The sequence below is a fragment of the Streptomyces griseoaurantiacus genome, from assembly GCF_036189845.1.
Classification (GTDB): Bacteria; Actinomycetota; Actinomycetes; order Streptomycetales; family Streptomycetaceae; genus Streptomyces; species Streptomyces griseoaurantiacus.
In genome coordinates this window covers 3,541,527-3,557,939 of sequence record NZ_CP108326.1, presented here as the reverse complement: position 1 = coordinate 3,557,939, position 16,413 = coordinate 3,541,527, and the positions used below count along the sequence as shown (strand labels likewise).

Annotated in this window: 19 protein-coding genes and 1 tRNA gene; 6 read left to right on the top strand and 14 right to left on the bottom strand. The window is 72.4% G+C overall.

The genetic code is table 11. The annotated features are described in order from the left end of the window. The first annotated feature begins 200 nt into the window (after nt 1-200). The 3 genes from OHB09_RS15860 (at nt 201) to OHB09_RS15850 (ending at nt 2,978) form a co-directional block, all read left to right on the top strand. The gene (locus tag OHB09_RS15860) at nt 201-959 is read left to right on the top strand and encodes an aminoglycoside 3'-phosphotransferase (protein ID WP_319116620.1); all 759 of its coding nucleotides are present in this window, start codon (nt 201-203) and stop codon (nt 957-959) included. 149 nt (nt 960-1,108) lie between these two features. Beyond that, complete coding sequence (locus OHB09_RS15855; RefSeq protein WP_167794258.1) at nt 1,109-1,849, top strand: response regulator transcription factor; 741 nt, start codon at nt 1,109-1,111, stop codon at nt 1,847-1,849. 205 nt (nt 1,850-2,054) lie between these two features. Beyond that, nucleotides 2,055-2,978 (top strand): TetR/AcrR family transcriptional regulator, encoded by a 924-nt coding sequence (locus tag OHB09_RS15850; RefSeq protein WP_319116618.1) that lies wholly within the window; start codon nt 2,055-2,057, stop codon nt 2,976-2,978. 17 nt (nt 2,979-2,995) lie between these two features. Here OHB09_RS15850 and OHB09_RS15845 read toward each other — a convergent pair whose 3' ends face one another. Further along, nucleotides 2,996-3,472 carry a PPOX class F420-dependent oxidoreductase gene (locus OHB09_RS15845; protein WP_006141401.1) on the bottom strand — a complete coding sequence of 159 codons (477 nt, stop codon included), beginning with the start codon at nt 3,470-3,472 and terminating at the stop codon, nt 2,996-2,998. A 9-nt stretch (nt 3,473-3,481) separates the two neighbouring features. Next, on the bottom strand, nt 3,482-3,892 hold the full coding sequence (locus OHB09_RS15840) for an STAS domain-containing protein (protein WP_318295179.1): 411 nt from the start codon (nt 3,890-3,892) through the stop codon (nt 3,482-3,484). A 179-nt stretch (nt 3,893-4,071) separates the two neighbouring features. Between OHB09_RS15840 and OHB09_RS15835 the strand changes: the two genes are divergently transcribed. Continuing rightward, complete coding sequence (locus OHB09_RS15835; protein WP_050811242.1) at nt 4,072-4,857, top strand: GAF and ANTAR domain-containing protein; 786 nt, start codon at nt 4,072-4,074, stop codon at nt 4,855-4,857. A 169-nt stretch (nt 4,858-5,026) separates the two neighbouring features. Here the strand turns inward: OHB09_RS15835 and OHB09_RS15830 are convergent, their stop codons facing one another. The 3 genes from OHB09_RS15830 to OHB09_RS15820 all read right to left on the bottom strand — a co-directional run bounded on the left by OHB09_RS15830 (nt 5,027) and on the right by OHB09_RS15820 (nt 9,121). Continuing rightward, nucleotides 5,027-5,848, bottom strand: coding sequence for a YceI family protein (locus OHB09_RS15830; RefSeq protein ID WP_191890504.1), 822 nt, complete (start codon nt 5,846-5,848; stop codon nt 5,027-5,029). Between the two features lie 159 nt (nt 5,849-6,007). Further along, nucleotides 6,008-8,602, bottom strand: a complete 2,595-nt coding sequence (locus OHB09_RS15825) for an MFS transporter (RefSeq protein WP_167794255.1) — start codon at nt 8,600-8,602, stop codon at nt 6,008-6,010. Between the two features lie 21 nt (nt 8,603-8,623). After that, the gene (locus OHB09_RS15820) at nt 8,624-9,121 is read right to left on the bottom strand and encodes a MarR family winged helix-turn-helix transcriptional regulator (RefSeq protein ID WP_006141406.1); all 498 of its coding nucleotides are present in this window, start codon (nt 9,119-9,121) and stop codon (nt 8,624-8,626) included. 282 nt (nt 9,122-9,403) lie between these two features. Between OHB09_RS15820 and OHB09_RS15815 the strand changes: the two genes are divergently transcribed. Then, nucleotides 9,404-9,598 (top strand): hypothetical protein, encoded by a 195-nt coding sequence (locus OHB09_RS15815; RefSeq protein ID WP_006141407.1) that lies wholly within the window; start codon nt 9,404-9,406, stop codon nt 9,596-9,598. Nucleotides 9,599-9,718: 120 nt separating this feature from the next. Here the strand turns inward: OHB09_RS15815 and OHB09_RS15810 are convergent, their stop codons facing one another. From OHB09_RS15810 to OHB09_RS15780, 7 genes are all read right to left on the bottom strand, one after another. Continuing rightward, nucleotides 9,719-10,621 (bottom strand): RNA polymerase sigma factor SigF, encoded by a 903-nt coding sequence (locus tag OHB09_RS15810; protein ID WP_040895924.1) that lies wholly within the window; start codon nt 10,619-10,621, stop codon nt 9,719-9,721. Between the two features lie 318 nt (nt 10,622-10,939). Next, entirely contained in the window at nt 10,940-11,857 is a 918-nt protein-coding gene (locus tag OHB09_RS15805) for an RNA polymerase sigma factor SigF (protein WP_006141409.1), read from the bottom strand. Between the two features lie 224 nt (nt 11,858-12,081). After that, complete coding sequence (locus tag OHB09_RS15800; RefSeq protein WP_030377064.1) at nt 12,082-12,261, bottom strand: hypothetical protein; 180 nt, start codon at nt 12,259-12,261, stop codon at nt 12,082-12,084. Between the two features lie 131 nt (nt 12,262-12,392). Then, nucleotides 12,393-12,480, bottom strand: a tRNA-Ser gene (locus tag OHB09_RS15795). Nucleotides 12,481-12,511: 31 nt separating this feature from the next. Then, on the bottom strand, nt 12,512-12,985 hold the full coding sequence (tadA, locus tag OHB09_RS15790; RefSeq protein ID WP_006141411.1) for a tRNA adenosine(34) deaminase TadA: 474 nt from the start codon (nt 12,983-12,985) through the stop codon (nt 12,512-12,514). 68 nt (nt 12,986-13,053) lie between these two features. Continuing rightward, the gene (locus tag OHB09_RS15785; RefSeq protein WP_191854367.1) at nt 13,054-13,581 is read right to left on the bottom strand and encodes a tRNA adenosine deaminase-associated protein; all 528 of its coding nucleotides are present in this window, start codon (nt 13,579-13,581) and stop codon (nt 13,054-13,056) included. Nucleotides 13,582-13,900: 319 nt separating this feature from the next. Then, nucleotides 13,901-14,131 (bottom strand): hypothetical protein, encoded by a 231-nt coding sequence (locus OHB09_RS15780; RefSeq protein ID WP_093591527.1) that lies wholly within the window; start codon nt 14,129-14,131, stop codon nt 13,901-13,903. A gap of 136 nt (nt 14,132-14,267) precedes the next feature. Between OHB09_RS15780 and upp the strand changes: the two genes are divergently transcribed. Further along, nucleotides 14,268-14,903 (top strand): uracil phosphoribosyltransferase, encoded by a 636-nt coding sequence (gene upp / locus OHB09_RS15775; RefSeq protein WP_006141414.1) that lies wholly within the window; start codon nt 14,268-14,270, stop codon nt 14,901-14,903. Between the two features lie 51 nt (nt 14,904-14,954). Here upp and OHB09_RS15770 read toward each other — a convergent pair whose 3' ends face one another. Together OHB09_RS15770 and OHB09_RS15765 are read right to left on the bottom strand one after the other, a co-directional pair. Further along, a complete protein-coding gene (locus tag OHB09_RS15770) occupies nt 14,955-15,611 on the bottom strand; it encodes a LytR C-terminal domain-containing protein (protein ID WP_234527951.1) in 657 nt (218 codons plus the stop codon). 103 nt (nt 15,612-15,714) lie between these two features. Next, entirely contained in the window at nt 15,715-16,011 is a 297-nt protein-coding gene (locus tag OHB09_RS15765) for a type II toxin-antitoxin system VapB family antitoxin (RefSeq protein ID WP_004943146.1), read from the bottom strand. Nucleotides 16,012-16,413: the final 402 nt, after the last annotated feature.

The following is a 16,413-nucleotide window of genomic DNA, read 5'->3' as shown; positions in this document are numbered from 1 at the left end:
TCAATATGTGAACGTGCCGGTACATCGGGGTAGTTGACCTTCTCCCCTCTGAGGTGGTGTGGCCCGGAAGAGTGAGGGGGGCGCCTTTCGTTTCATGCGATTTCCGTTGATGCGACTGATGCGACTGATGCGATGTGCGGGAAGGTCGCGGCGGAAAAAAAGGGTCGCGCGGGGACCGTCGGGCGGGTGAGCATGCGGTCATGAAGCTCTCCGGCCCGCCGACCTCACCGGTTCCCGTGCCCCCGTCGGTCGCCGCGCTCGCCCGCGGGCGACGCCCGGTCCCCGTGTGGCGGAACGAACTGGGCGGGCTGACCTTCCGGTTGGACGGTGACGGGCGGCCGGGCGGCGAGGACCCGCTGTTCGTGAAGTGGGCCCCGTCCGGCAGCGCCCTCCCCCTCGCCGCCGAGGCGGAGCGGCTGCGCTGGGCCGCGCCCTACACCCCCGTGCCCGAGGTGCGGGAGTACGGCTCCGATGCCGACGGGAGCTGGCTGGCCACCCGCGCGCTGCCCGCCGAGAGCGCCGTCGCCCCCCGCTGGAAGGCGGATCCCGCGACGGCCGTGCGCGCGCTCGGCACCGGGCTGCGGGCGCTGCACGACCGGCTGCCCGTGGCGGAGTGCCCGTTCACCTGGTCCGTCGCGCACCGCCTCGAAGTGGCCCGGCGCGCGGGCATCGTGGTGCCCGCGGACCTGCCGGACCCGCCCCCGGCCGACCTGCTCGTCGTCTGCCACGGTGACCCCTGCGCCCCCAACACCCTGCTGCACGAAAACGGTTCGTGGGCCGCGCATGTCGACATGGGCGCACTCGGGGTCGCGGACCGCTGGGCCGACCTCGCGGTCGTGACCCGCAACATCGACTGGAACTACGGCCCCGGCTGGGAGCGGACGCTCCTCGACGCGTACGGCATCGCCCCCGACCCGGTCAGGACGGACTTCTACCGGCGGCTGTGGGACGCGACCTGAGGCCCTGCCCCGAGGGACCGGCCCTGGAGCCCCGAGGCCCCAAAGGGCTGAGGCCTGAGGGTCTTCCCTGAGAGATTCCTGTGCGTTTCTCAGGAAAATCACACCTTCCCGCAAGCGTGCTCTCAGAGGCGCCCGGCAGCGTGTGGACCATGACCACGACCTCGCCCCAGGGGCGCACCGAACTGCTGAGGCCGGACGGGAGCCCCGTCCGCGTGCTGGTGGTCGACGACGAACTGTCGATCACCGAACTGCTGTCCATGGCCCTGCGCTACGAGGGCTGGCGGATCCGCAGCGCGGGGGACGGGCAGGGCGCGGTACGGGCCGCCCGCGAGTTCCGCCCCGACGCCGTCGTCCTGGACCTGATGCTGCCGGACATGGACGGCCTCAGCGCGCTCGGGCGGCTCCGCCGGGAGCTGCCCGACGTCCCCGTCCTCTTCCTCACCGCGAAGGACGCGGCCGAGGACCGCATCGCCGGTCTCACCGCCGGCGGGGACGACTACGTCACCAAGCCGTTCGGCGTCGAGGACGTCGTGGCGCGGCTGCGCGGGCTGATCCGCCGCTCGGGCGCCGCCGACCGCCGTTCGGACGCCGTGCTGGTCGTCGGGGACCTCACCCTCGACGAGGACAGCCACGAGGTGTCCCGGGGCGGGACCGACATCCACCTCACCGCCACCGAGTTCGAACTGCTGCGCTTCCTCATGCGCAATCCCCGGCGGGTGCTCAGCAAGGCGCAGATCCTGGACCGGGTGTGGTCCTACGACTTCGGCGGCCAGGCCAATGTGGTCGAGCTGTACATCTCCTACCTGCGGCGCAAGATAGACGCGGGGCGCGAGCCGATGATCCACACCCGGCGCGGAGCCGGCTATCTGATCAAGCCCGCCGTGGCGTGACCGGGCGACCGCGCGGGAGGCCGCGACGGCCGCGCACCACCTCGTAACCGCGACGACGCGGGCCCGGCCGGGGCGGACGGCGCCCGCCCCCGCTCCCGTGGCCGGAGCCGCACGCCCGTGTTGCGGCGGCGGGCCGAGCGGGAAGATTCGGAGACAGCGGTCGCCCGCAGCGCGGCCGGTCCCGAAGTTGCGAGGATGGTGCGCCATGGTGAGGGCAGCCGAACGGGCCGGGCGTCCGCCGCGGACCAGCGTCTGGCTGGAGGACAGGGCGCCCCGGGGCGGCGGCCGCGGCGGCGGGGGACAGCCCTCGGGCCTGGACCGCGACCGCATCACCGCTGCGACCGTACGGCTGCTGGACGCCGAGGGGCTCACCAAGTTCTCCATGCGCCGGCTGGCGGCGGAGCTGAACGTCACCGCGATGTCCGTCTACTGGTACGTCGACACCAAGGACGACCTGCTCGAACTGGCCCTGGACGCGGCGTTCGGCGAGATCCGCCCACCGGACCCGGAGCCCCACCCGGATCCGGAGCCCCACCCGGACCCGGAGCCCCACCCGGGCTCCGCTCCGGAACCGCACCAGGGCCCCGTCCCGAAAACGGGACCAGAACCGCGACGATCAGCCGGCCGCGACCCCGACCCCGACCCCGCACCCGCACCCGCCTCCGCCGATTGGCGCGAGGAACTGCGGACGCTGGCCCGCGCCTACCGGGCGCTGCTCGTGCGCCACCCCTGGCTGTCCTCGCTCGCCGGGACCTTCCTCAACATCGGCCCGCACGCGGTGGCGTTCCAGCTCGCCGTGCAGCGGGTGGTCCGCCGCACCGGGCTGCGGACCGCCGGCCAGGCGGGTGCGCTCTCGGCCGTCTTCCAGTTCGTCTACGGGTTCGGCACCATCGAGGGCCACTTCGTGCGGCGCTGCGCCGCGGCGGGGATGAGCCAGGACGACTACCACCGCCGGGCGATGAGCGCCGTGACGCGTGAGCCGGGGCTGCGCGAGGCGGTGCGGGACTCCGCGGACCTCAGGCAGGCCCGCGCGGACGGCACGGTGGAGGAGATCAGGGACCGCGACTTCGCCTTCGCCCTGGAACTGCTGATCGCGGGCATCGAGACGATGGTCCGCCGCGGGGAGTGACTCCGGCGCGGTGGGGCTCAGCCCCGGTCGTCCCCCACCAGGCGGGCCGGGAAGCCGCCCGTGGCGACCGGACCCCATCGGACCGGGCGCACCCGGATGAGGGACTTGCCCTGCTTGACCATGGCCGCGCGGTACTCGTCCCAGTCGGGGTGCTCGCCGGCGATGTTGCGGTAGTACTCCACGAGAGGTTCGACGGAGTCGGGGCTGTCGATCACCTCGGCCGTGCCGTCGACCTGGACCCACGGACCGTTCCACTCGTCGCTGAGCACGAGCACGCTGACCCGTTCGTCCCGGCGGGCGTTCCGCGTCTTGGCGCGCTCGGGGTAGGTGGACATGACGATCCGCCCGGAATCGTCGACCCCGCAGGTCAGCGGGGAGCCCTGGGGGCCGCCGTCGGACCGCCGGGTGAGCAGGATCGCCCGGTGCCGGGGGCGGACGAAGTCCAGCAGCTCCTCGAGGGACACGGTGGTGTTCGTCGCGATGTTGGGTGCCATGGGGTCAGCCTAGGTCGCGTCCGGGTCCTGGCCGGGCGCACGTTCCCCCAGGAGGGCGCAGGTGCCGGTGACGGCTTCGGCGAGGTCGTCGTAGACGGGGACGTCTCGTCGCAGCCCCGTGAGGGTCAGCATGCGCAGCACCAGGCTGTCCGGGACGGCGACCAGCCGCAGTTCGGTGCCGGGGGCGAGCAGGGCGCGCACGTCGTCGATGAGCCGCACGCCCCGGGAGTCCATGAAGGCGGTGCCGCTGAGGTCGAGGACCAGGATGTGCAGCAGTCCCGCCCGCTCCGCCACCACGCGGGTCACCGCGGCCAGCAGGTCGGCGCAGTTTCCCAGGTCGAGGTCGCGCGGAAGGGTGAGGAGGGTGCAGCCGGGGAGGTCCTCCGGGCGCGGATCGTGGGGAAGGGGAGGAGCGGTCACGGTACTCACCTGCCAAACCGGCGTCAGGGTTTCCGTTCCAGGCCGCTTCCTGACCCGTCCGGCCATTCCACCACGCCCGGTCGGATGGTGGAAGGTCTCTTCCGCAGAGTGGCACCGCGCGTCCCGAACAGCGCATCGAAGCAGATAAAGTGCTGTACGTCCTGTGCTCGCAGTCGGGAATGTGCTGCGGAGCTCTCCTGGGCACGGCCGTCGGGCCGTGTCATGCCGAGAGGTTCGTGGTGGTCGCGTCCGACTTTTCTGATTTGCCTGGATTGCCTGGCTTCGAGCCCGCGTCCGCCCCGGCGTTCGAACTCGCCGAGGCCATGACGGTCGCCTCACGGCAGTTGCACGAGACAGCAAGCCCGCACAGCACCCTGCACGCGGCCGTGCGGCTCGCCGTGCATCTGCTGCCCGGGGCCGAGTACGCCGGTGTCTCCGTGATCGAGCGGAAGGCGCGCGGGCGGACCGTGGCGTGGACGGACGAGGTCGTCCGCACGGCGGGCGCGCTGAGCGCGGCGCACGAGGAGGGCGCGTACTGGCAGGACCTGTGGACCGAGCCGGTCGTGGTCATCCGTGACACGGAGAGCTCCGGCGACGCGGACGTGCTCTCGGGGCTCGGGCTGCGCTCGGTGCTCTCGCTGCGGCTGCGGGCCGAGCGGCGCCGGATGACGGTGCTGACGGCCTACGCGCGCAAGCCGGGAGCGTTCGACGAGACGGCCACGCGGGTGGCGCGGCTGTTCACCGCGCACGTCGGGATGGCGCTGGACGCGGTGACCGTGCGGGAGCAGCTCACCGAGGCGATGCGGACCCGCGACCTGATCGGCCAGGCCACGGGAATCCTGATGGAGCGGCTCGACATCGACGCCGCCTCGGCCTTCGACAGCCTGGTGCGGGCCTCGCAGCAGGAGAACGTGAAGCTGCGGGAGCTCGCGCAGCGGATCGTGGACGCGCGCTCACCGGAGTGAGGGCCGCGGACACGGGCGGCGCCGGGGTGAAGCGGCGGACGCGGGCGGCGCCGGGACGGCGGGCGCGGGCACTCGCCGGCCGCCGTCCCGTCGCGGGCACTCGCCCGCCGCCGTCCGCCACGCGCACTCATCGGCCGCCGGGGGCGTGCGCCGTACCCGGGCGCCCCGCTCACGCCTCCGGCAGCGTCTCGCCCTGCACCGCCTGCACGTCGAGCTCCACGCGCAGGGTGGTCCCGACCGCGGCGATGCCCGCCTGGACCACCTGGTTGTAGTTCATGGCGAAGTCCTCCCGGCGCAGTTCCGTGGTCGCGCGGAACGCCGCCCGGGTGCCGCCCCACGGGTCGGCCCCGGTGCCGAGGTAGGCGAGGTCCAGGTCGACCGGACGGACGACGCCGTGCAGGGACAGCTCCCCGTGCACGGTCCACCGGTCGGAGCCGGCCGGGGTCACACCCGTCGAGACGTAGGTGATCTCCGGGTACGCCTCGGCGTCCAGGAAGTCCGGCGAGCGCAGGTGCCCGTCGCGCATGCCGTTGCCGGTGTCGATGGAGGCCGCGCGGATGACCGCCTCCACGCGTGACTTCTCGATCTCGTCCGGTGCGATCTCGATGCGCCCGGCGAACTCCGTGAACCGCCCCCGCACGCTGGAGATCCCCAGGTGCTGGGCGATCGCGCCGACCGAGGAGTGCGCGGGATCGATGGTCCAGGGGCCCGGCGGGGGCAGTTCCGTGCCGCCCTGGCGGGACAGCGTGACGGTGCCCAGCTCGGCCCGCCCGCTCGCGGTGACCAGCGCGCTGGACGCGGTGGGCGCGTAACCGACCGCGGTGACGATGACGGTGTAGGCGCCCGGCGCGAGCGCGGTGGTGTCCCGGACGGTGCCCTCCGCGTCGGCCGCGGCCCGCACCACCTGTGTGCCGGTCATGTCGGTCACGGTGACGACCGCGTGCGACACGGCCCATCCGTCCCGCGTACGGATCCGTGCGGTCAGTCCCATCGGGCGCTCTCCCTCTCGGTGAATCGAATGATGCGGTGGGCTCGCGAAATGCGGCCAAAGGCCGCCGGTGAGTCGAATGTCTGCGCGACGGCCGAAAAAACCGGCCCGCGGGGGCGCACCACCATGTCGGAGCGCGCCCCCGGCGGACCGGAGCACCGGCTACTCGCCCGGGTGGGCCAGTTCGATGTCGTGGCCGTCGACCCCGGGGCCGGCGACCGTCAGCGAGGTGGCCACCGGCGGGTACCCCGTCGCGATGACGGTGTACTCGCCGCCGTCCAGGTCGGCGAAGGCGTACGCCCCGTCCGTCCCGGTGGTGGCCGTGCCGACCACGTTGCCCGCGGCGTCCACCAGCGTCACGCGGGCGTCCGCGAGCGGCCCGTGCGGGGCCCGTACGACACCCCGGAGCTGCGCACCGGCCTCCAGCTCGACCTCGATCCGGGTGACCCCGGTGCCGCCCACCTCGACGGGCAGGGCCCGCGGCCGGAACCCGGCGGCGTTGACCGCGACGGTCACCGCGCCAGGCACCAGCTCGGTGAAGGCGAAGTCGCCCTGCTCACCGGTGGACCCGGTGGCCAGCAGATCGCCGCGCACGTCGGTCACGATGACCATCGCGTCCTTGACCGGCAGCGTCCCGCCGGCCGCGCGGACCACGCCGCTCAGCCCGCTGGTGCCGCTGAGCAGGATGTCGTACGCCACCGGCTCCTCGCCCACCACGACGGTGGAGGCCTGCGGCTGGAACCCGTCGGCGGCGGCGATCAGCACGTACGAGCCGGCGCCGGGGGCGTCCACGGCGTAGGCACCGTCGGCGCCCGCGACCGAGCGGCCGAGCTGCCGGCCGCCGAGCGAGATCAGCGTGACGGCGGCCTGCGGGACGGGCGCGTTCTCGGTGCCGCGGACGTGGCCGCTCACCGTGATCCCGCCGGGGAGGGGACCGGAACCGTTGCCCACGGGCGACCCCTCGGGGGAGGCGGCGGTGGCGACGGCGGCGAGCCGCTGGGTGCCCTCGGGGCCGTCGCCGGCGGGCGCGGCGGCCCAGCTCGGCACCCGCTGCCCGCCCTCGGCGTCACCGGCGGGGACGGACTCGAGCGCGTTGCCCAGGGCGGCGTTCTCCTGCGCCTCCGCGACGACCGGGGCCGCGGCGGGGTCCACCACCGGGTTCTCGGTGTCGGCGGCCTGCGCCAGACCGCCCTTGGTCCGCAGCGGGACCTCCTTGATGAAGAGCGTGATCAGGAAGGCGACGGCGGCGACCGCCCCGGCGATCAGGAAGATGTCGGCGATGCCGTGGCCGTAGGCGCTCTCCATGACCGTGCGCAGCGGGGCCGGCAGCTTGTCCATGTCGGGGATGGTGCCGGTGCCGGAGCCCGAGGCGGCGGCCGCGTACTTCGGGTCGAGGCCGGCCAGGCCGTCCATGACGTAGCCGGTGATCCGGTGGGCCATGACCGCGCCGAGCGCGGAGACACCGATCGCGCCACCGAGGGAGCGGAAGAAGGTGACCGTGGAGCTGGCCGAGCCGAGGTCGCTCGGGTCGACCTGGTTCTGCGTGCACAGCACCAGGTTCTGCATCATCATGCCGATGCCGAGACCCAGCAGGGCCATGAAAATGGCCATCTTCCAGTAGTCCGTGTCGTACCGGATGGTGCCGAGCAGGCCGAGGCCCGCCGTCACCAGCACGCCACCGCTGACCAGCCACCCCTTCCAGCGCCCGGTGCGGGTGATGAACTGCCCGGAGACGGTGGAGGAGATGAACAGCCCGCCGATCATCGGGATCGTCATGACGCCCGACATGGTCGGCGACTTGTCGCGGGCCAGCTGGAAGAACTGGCTGAAGAAGACGGTGCCGGTGAACATCGCGACACCCACGAAGAGCGAGGCGAGGGACGCGAGCGTGATGGTGCGGTTGCGGAACAGCCGCAGCGGGATGATCGGCTCGGCGGCCTTGGCCTCGACCAGCACGAAGATCGCGCCGAGCACGACCGCGCCGGCGATCATCGTGTAGGTCTGCCAGGACACCCAGTCGTACTTGTCACCGGCGAAGGTGACCCAGATGAGCAGCAGCGAGACGGCGGCTGCGATGAAGGTCGCGCCGGCCCAGTCGACCTTGACGTCCCGCTTCACGGTGGGCAGGTGCAGGGTCTTCTGCAGCACGATCAGCGCGATGACCGCGAAGGGCACACCGACGTAGAAGCACCAGCGCCAGCCGAGCCAGGAGGTGTCGGTGATGACACCGCCGAGCAGCGGGCCGCCGACGGTGGCCACGGCGAAGGTCGCGCCGAGGTAGCCGGAGTAGCGGCCGCGCTCCCGGGGGGAGATCATCGCGGCCATGACGATCTGGGCGAGGGCCGACAGACCGCCGACGCCTATGCCCTGCACCACGCGGCAGACGATCAGCATGCCGGGGTTCTGCGAGAGACCGGCGGCGGCCGAGGCGAGCACGTAGATGACGAGGGCGATCTGGACGAGCGCCTTCTTGCTGTAGAGGTCGGCGAGCTTGCCCCACAGGGGCGTGGTCGCCGTCATGGCCAGCAGCGAGGCGGTGACGACCCAGGTGTAGGCCGACTGACCGCCTCCCAGGTCGCCGACGATCTCGGGGAGCGCGTTGGTCACGATCGTGGACGACAGGATCGCCACGAACATGCCGAGCAGCAGCCCGGAGAGCGCCTCCATGATCTGCCGGTGCGTCATCTGGACGCCGTCCGGGGAACTCCCCCCGTGCTTGGCGTGGGCCCGCACACCGGCTGGTGTGGTCGTTGCCATGGGCTTCCTTCTCTTGCAGTTCTATGCGGGTGTACGGGTTGTCTGTGCCGTACCCGGCGCGGGGTGGGGCACTCGGGCGGACGCCGTCGCACGGCAGTCCCCGAAGCTGGCCCGCAGCCGCGTCATGAGCCGGATGAGCTGGACGACCTCGTCGTCGCTCCAGTCGCCGAGCCGGTCGGCCAGCAGCTCGGTGGTCCGTCGGGAAAGGTCCTCGAGGCGGTCCCGGCCGGGCTGAGTGAGGTGGAGGATCCGGGAACGTCGGTCCGCCGGGTCCGGGGAGCGTTCGATCCAGCCGCGGTCCGCGACGTGGGCGACGTGGCGACTGGTCACCGACATGTCCACGGCGAGCAGCTCGGCGAGCTTGCTCATGCGCATGGCGCCGTGCCGGTCGAGGAGGAGGAGAACGGCGGCGGATCCGGAGGGGCAGTCCGGGGGCATGACCCGTGCCATGTCCCGTTTGACGGCTCCCACGGCGCTGAGCTGGCGCGCCAACTCCTCGAACTGCGCCTGCTCTGCCACGTCGCACCTCCCGCTTTGTTGCTCTAGGCAACCATACGGAGGTTGGTTGCTACAGGCAAATAGAGAGGAGGTGAGGCGCACAAAAAGTTGGCAAAGGCAAGTGTTGCGACAGTAAAGGCGCAGGTGGGGAGGTGTGATTCCGTCACCCGGAGGGCCCCGGGGCGCCGCGGAGGTCCCCCGGACGGCCACCCGGGGCCGGTGCCACTCCCCAGGCGGGACGGCAACGAGGGCTTCCGACCCCGTACTTGGGCTGGTGGCGGCTATTCGCTAGTGTCTCGGGCCATGGCTAACACCCAGGGCCCGCAGGGCAACCACGACCCCGCCGGCAGCACCCAGATGTTCCGCGCCTTCGTCGACGAGGCCCCGCAGGCGCGCCGTCAGGAGCCCGCGGCCGCGGGCCCCCGCGTCGGCCTGATCGTCGGCATCGTCCTCGCGGTGGCGGTCGTGGCCGCCGTCGCGTGGCTCGCGCTCAAGTAGGACCGCCGGACGGCCGGGGAGAACGGACAGCGAGAAGGGGCGGGGCGAGGCGGATCACCGCCTCGCCCCGCCCCTTCGTCCGGCTCAACGGCCCCGGGCGGCTCCTCGTTCCTCGACTTCTCAGTCGGAGATGAGCCCCTCCCGGAGCTGCGCCAGCGTCCGCGTCAGCAGCCGGGAGACGTGCATCTGCGAGATGCCGACCTCCTCGCCGATCTGCGACTGGGTCATGTTCGCGAAGAAGCGCAGCATGATGATCTGCCGCTCCCTCGGCGGCAGCTTGGCCAGCAGCGGCTTCAGCGACTCCCGGTACTCCACGCCCTCCAGCGCCGTGTCCTCGTACCCGAGCCGGTCCGCCAGGGAGCCCTCGCCGCCGTCGTCCTCCGGGGCGGGGGAGTCCAGCGAGGACGCGGTGTAGGCGTTGCCCACCGCGAGCCCGTCGACGACGTCCTCCTCGGAGACCCCGAGCACCACCGCCAGCTCGGCCACCGTCGGCGACCGGTCCAGCTTCTGCGAGAGCTCGTCGCTGGCCTTCGTCAGGGCCAGCCGCAGCTCCTGGAGCCGGCGCGGCACCCGCACCGACCACGAGGTGTCGCGGAAGAACCGCTTGATCTCGCCCACGACCGTCGGCATCGCGAAGGTCGGGAACTCGACGCCCCGGTCCGGGTCGAACCGGTCGATCGCCTTGATCAGCCCGATGGTGCCGACCTGGACGATGTCCTCCATCGGCTCGTTGCGGCTGCGGAAGCGGGCCGCCGCGTAGCGGACGAGGGGGAGGTTGAGCTCGATGAGGGTGTCCCGGACGTACGCGCGCTCGGGGCTGTGCTCGTCGAGTGCGGCGAGCCGCAGGAAGAGGGAGCGGGACAGGGTGCGGGTGTCGATGGCTGCCGAGGACGGAAAGGCCGGAGCCTCCGGGGCCACGAGGGCCTCGGCGGCGGGAAGGTCCTGAGGGTCCTGGAGCACGTCGGGCGTCGTCTCGCTCTTCGTGAGCGTGAGCACCTTCGAGCTGCCCTGGTCTGCGGACATGCCACCCCCTTTGGGTCGCGGACGGTCGCGGCGGACGCTCCCGTCGGAGGAACGCAGCCTCCACCTGAATACCGGCGGGAACGCTGCGGCAAACGCGCTCCCGGAAGAATGTCACATGTCGGCAACGCTCTGTAGAGACATGTCGACATGTGGGACGGCAATTCGCGCTGGAAGAGAGGGGTCTGACGGGTTTTCGGGCACGGAGGGGCGCAAAATCGCCCTGTGCGCGATTCCCTCCCCCAGGTGATCACTCGGACGCCTGTGCGTCACCCCTGGCGGGGGGTGCTCCGCACACCTCGGCGGGGGTGGTCCGCCGACTCAGGCCTCGATGCGATTCGCGGACCGCAGTCGCGCGAAGCTGCGCGCGAGGAGCCGGGAGACGTGCATCTGGGAGACTCCCAGCTCCGCACTGATTTGCGATTGCGTGAGGTTGCTGTAGTAGCGGAGCAGCAGGATCCGCTGCTCGCGCTCGGGGAGCTGGACGAGCAGATGCCGCACGAGGTCGCGGTGCTCGACGCCGTCGAGCGCGGGGTCCTCGTAGCCCAGCCGGTCCAGCAGGCCGGGCAGCCCGTCGCCCTCCTGGGCCGCCTCCAGCGAGGTCGCGTGGTACGAGCGGCCGGCCTCGATGCAGGAGAGCACCTCCTCCTCGCCGATCCGCAGCCGCTCGGCGATCTCGGCGGTGGTCGGGGAGCGCCCGAAGGCGGTGGTGAGGTCCTCGGTCGCGCTGTTCACCTGCACCCACAGCTCGTGCAGCCGGCGCGGGACGTGCACGGTGCGGACGTTGTCCCGGAAGTAGCGCTTGATCTCGCCGACGACGGTCGGCATCGCGAAGGTCGGGAACTGCACGCCCCGCTCGGGGTCGAAGCGGTCGATCGCGTTGATCAGCCCGATGGTGCCGACCTGGACGACGTCCTCCATCGGCTCGTTGCGGGAGCGGAAGCGCGCGGCCGCGTAGCGCACGAGGGGGAGGTTCGCCTCGATGAGCGCCCCGCGCACGCGGTCGTGTTCGGGGGAGCCCGGCTCCAGGTCCTTGAGCTGGGTGAAGAGCACCTGGGTCAGTGCCCGGGTGTCGGCGCCCCGGCGCTTCTGCGCGTCCTGCGGCGTGGGGCCGGGCACGGCGGCGGGCGGGGCGGGCGGGGTGGTCGGGATCGCGGTGGTCGCGGTGGCCGGTGCGGGAGCGGACGTGGGGGCGGGGGCCGGAAGCTCTTCCTGGGGCGGCGCAGTACTGGCCGACACGGTCAACGCCACCTCTTCACTCGTCAACGCATCGTCAATTCATCCCTCAAAAGCGGTCATAGCATCACAAGACATGTGCACTGTGTGCAAGCACCGCATAACGCCGTGTTGAGGGGAGAGGACGACCGGAGAGCGTGAACTGCCGTGCGAAGTTGCGAGTTGACGCCGGGCGGGTTGCCGCCGGGCGGATTGACGCCGGGCCGTGGTGACCGGCCGAGCGCGCGTCAGTCCTTGGCGCCGTTGGCGAGCCAGGTCATGAAGTCGCCGACCGACTGCGCGGCGTTCGAAATGCCCTCGAAGCCGATCTGGACATAGTCGGCGGCCTTGGCCGGGTCGGTGATGATCACGTAGAGCGCGAAGACGACGAGCGCGTACAGCGCGATCTTCTTACCCTGCACCGCCACAGCGGCCACCCCCGTCTCCCGTGCCCCGCGCACCCCGTATGCCGCCGGTGAGTCTAACCCGCGCACGTGTTCGCCGACCGGAAAAGATCACGCCCATGCAAAAGGGGCCCCGTCGTGACGAGGCCCCTCGGTGGCGGTAGCGGAGGGATTTGAACCCTCGGTGACTTGCGCCACACTCGCTTTCGAGGCGAGCTCCTTCGGCCGCTCGGACACGCTACCGAGGGAGACCCTACCCCAAGAGGGGTCCCGGTCAGAAATCCGTTTCCGGTGCGGTTCCGGGGGTGGGGCGATGCGGCGGGCCGGTGCGGAAGAAGTCGGTGAGGAGGCGGGCGCAGTCCTCGGCGAGGACCCCCTCGATCACCTCGGGGCGATGGTTGAGCCGCCGGTCGCGGAGCAGGTCCCAGAGGGAGCCGGCCGCCCCCGCCTTGTCGTCGCGGGCGCCGTAGACGACCCGGTCCACACGGGACTGCTGGAGGGCGCCCGCGCACATCGTGCACGGCTCCAGCGTGACGACGAGCGTGCATCCCGACAGCCGCCACTCGCCCGTCGCGGCGGCCGCCCGGCGCAGCGCGAGCACCTCCGCGTGCGCGGTCGGATCACCCGTCGCCTCGCGCTCGTTGTGGCCGGTGGCCAGCGGGGTGCCGTCGGCCGAGAGCACCACCGCCCCCACCGGCACGTCCCCGCCCCCGGCGGCGCGCGCGGCCTCCCGGAGCGCGAGCCGCATGGGGGCCCGCCACCGGTCCCGTACCGGATCGGGGACCGGCGGTGCGTCGTGCGTCCTCACCCGTGGGCCTACCGCACGGTTTCCAGGACCTCCGAGGCGCCCAGGGCCTCGGCGATCGCGGTCAGTGCGTCGTCGGCGTCGAGGGAACGCAGTTCCTTCTCCCCCACGCCGAGGTCGTCGAGGACCTCGGCGTCGCCGACGGGGCCGTGCGGCACGGCGTCCGGTCCCGTGCCCTCGTCCTCGTCCTCGCCGGAGTCACCGTCCTCCGTGCCGTCGAGGTCGAGGGAGTCCAGGTCGGCGCCGTCGCCTCCGGGTTCCCTGCCGAGCAGTTCGTCGGTGAGCAGGATCTCGCCGTACGAGCTGCGGGCGGCCGCGGCGGCGTCCGACACGTAGATGCGAGGGTCCTCCTCGCCGTCCACGCGGACCACGCCGAACCAGGCGTCCTCCTGCTCGATGAGCACGAGCACCGTGTCCTCCTCGGCCGTGGCCTCCCGGGCCAGGTCGGCCAGATCGGCCAGGGTCTCCACATCGTCGAGCTCTGTGTCGCTCGCTTCCCACCCGTCTTCGGTGCGCGCGAGCAGTGCGGCGAAGTACACCGTGACTCTCCCACTGGTCATAGGTGTGCCGGTTGGGGGTCCCCCCGGCCAAGTAGCGGACGGGAGAGCTGTGCTCCGCCCCCGCCCACTCGGAATCGTGGCAGAAAGAAGGCGTTCAGGGGATGTCTTCACGACGCTGTGTTGCACCCCTCTCGTGCGGAGGGAGTCCGGGGGCCGGGCTCCGGCCGCGAGGTGCCTGCCGCTGCCGACGTGATCGTACGCGGCGGCGGGCGGCGAGCCGGCGGCCGACCACCCCGAAAAAGGGCGTACCGCCTGGTCGGTGTGGGTATGCGGCGCGGGCGGCGCGGCCCGCGGCGGTCTACCAGCGGAAGGTGCGCATGCGCATCGCGCGGCGCAGCCGGGCGACCTTGGCGCGGCGCGGCTGTACCCGCTCGCGCAGGGCCCGGGCCTCCGCGCGCTCGCGCAGGAACTGGGCCCGTCGGCGCCGGCGCGCGGCCTCGGCGTCCTGCTCCTGCCCCTGCTCCGCTCGCCCGGTGTTCCCGTGGCCCCCGTGTTGCTCTGTGTCCCTGCGGGACTGCTGCTCGGACATCGTCACATCACTCCGGTCGGTGCCTCCCACCTTCCCTCCGACGGAGGGTTTGATGCGAGCGGGAGGGTGAATCGCGGAGCGGGCCCTTGCCGGGCGCGGCGCCGCCGGACCTGCGGCGCCCGGTTACTGTGGGGCCATGCGTCTCCACGTCGTCGACCACCCGCTGGTCGCCCACAAGCTCACCACGCTGCGCGACCGCCGCACCGACTCCGCGACCTTCCGCCGGCTCGCCGACGAACTCGTCACCCTGCTCGCCTACGAGGCCACGCGGGACGTGCGCACCGAGGCCGTCGACATCCACACCCCGGTCGCCTCGACCACCGGCGTCAAGCTGTCCTACCCGCGGCCGCTCGTGGTGCCGATCCTGCGGGCGGGCCTCGGCATGCTCGACGGCATGATGCGGCTGCTGCCGACCGCCGAGGTGGGCTTCCTCGGGATGATCCGCAACGAGGAGACCCTGGAGGCCTCGACCTACGCCACGCGGATGCCGGAGGACCTCTCCGGGCGTCAGGTGTACGTCCTCGACCCGATGCTCGCCACCGGCGGCACGCTGGTCGCGGCGATCCGGGAGCTGATCCGGCGCGGCGCGGACGACGTGACGGCCGTGGTGCTGCTGGCCGCGCCGGAGGGCGTGGAGGTCATGGAACGGGAGCTGGCGGGCACGCCGGTCACCGTGGTGACCGCGGCGGTCGACGACCACCTCAACGAGCACGGCTACATCATCCCGGGCCTCGGCGACGCGGGGGACCGGCTGTACGGGGCGGCCGAATAGCCCGGGCGGGCACCGCCCTTCGAGCGCACGGAACGCGGGGCCCGGGCGTCCTCAGCAGTGGGTGCGGTCGTTCTTGCCGGCCGTCGCCGCGGGGGCGGGGTGGCGGAGGGCCGTCAGGGCCTTGTCGGCGGCCTGGGCGCTGTTCAGGTTCTTGAAGCCGTCTCCGAGGATGAGATCCACGTCGCCGCCCTTGCGGCCGGCCTCGGTCCGCTGCTCCGCGCCGGTGAGCTGGGTCGCCAGCACCGGCAGTGCGGTGTCCTTGGCCGCGGCCGGGCCGAGGACCACGCCGATGCCCTTGACCTTCTTGTCGTACTCCTTCGTCGCGTTGCCGACGGTGCCGACCTTGAAGCCGCGCTTCTTGAGCTCGTCCGCGGTGTCCTTGGCCAGTCCGCCGCGCGTGGTGGCGTTGAGGACGTTGACGGTGATCCGCCCGGGTGCGGGCAGCACGGCCGTCCGCGCGCTCGGCGAGGGGCTCACCGGGGCGCGGCAGGCGGCGGCCTTGGTGCCGACGGACGCGGAGGCCTTGTCGCCGCCGGTGAAGACGTCGATGAGCTGCAGGGTTCCCCAGCCGATCAGGCCGAGCGCGGCGGCCGAGGCGACGGCCCCGACGATCAGCCTGCGGCGCCTCCGCGGGGGGCGCATCCGCGGGTACTTGTCACCCGTGATCCGGTACTGGCCGCCCATGCCGGGAGGAGTGAGCATGCTCATGAGCGCAGCGTAGTGCTCCGGGGCGGCCGTGCCTACCAGATGATCATTCGATCGGGCCGACTACGACCCGAAAGGGGCAACGGGACGTCCGATGGCGCCCGGTTCAGTCGAGTTCGAGCACCCTCGCGTGGAGCACCTGGCGCTGCTGGAGCGCGGCACGCACCGCGCGGTGCAGTCCGTCCTCGAGGTACAGATCGCCCTGCCACTTCACGACGTGCGCGAAGAGGTCGCCGTAGAACGTGGAGTCCTCGGCGAGCAGCGTTTCCAGATCGAGCTGCTGTTTGGTCGTCACCAGCTGATCGAGGCGGACCGGGCGCGGTGCGACGTCCGCCCACTGCCGGGTGCTTTCCCGGCCGTGGTCGGGGTACGGCCGGCCGTTTCCGATGCGCTTGAAGATCACACGGAAAGCCTACCGGTCCCGGCGTTCCGGGCGCAGCCATGGCGCCCGAGTGCGGCACCGGAAAACCCGGTGCAGAACCGGGCAAAGGGGCGTCCGACCGGCGGGTACGTAGGGCGGGGACACCCCGAACGGGCGCGGTGCCGTGCCCATGTGCGGCTCCGGCGGCACCCGGACCACCTCGCCTCCGCGTGGCCTCCGCCTCGCCTCTGCGCGGTCTCCGGTGTGCCCCGGTCCGCCTCGGGCGCGTACGCGGCGCCCGCTCAGGAGCCGCCGGGCGCCTGCTTCTTCGCACCTTTCGGGCTCCCGTTCGAGCCCTTGGCGGTGCCCGGGGTGCCCGGGGTGCCCGGGGTGCCCGCGGTGCCCGCGGTCTTCGTGGCCTTCTCGGCCTGCGTGGCCTTCGCC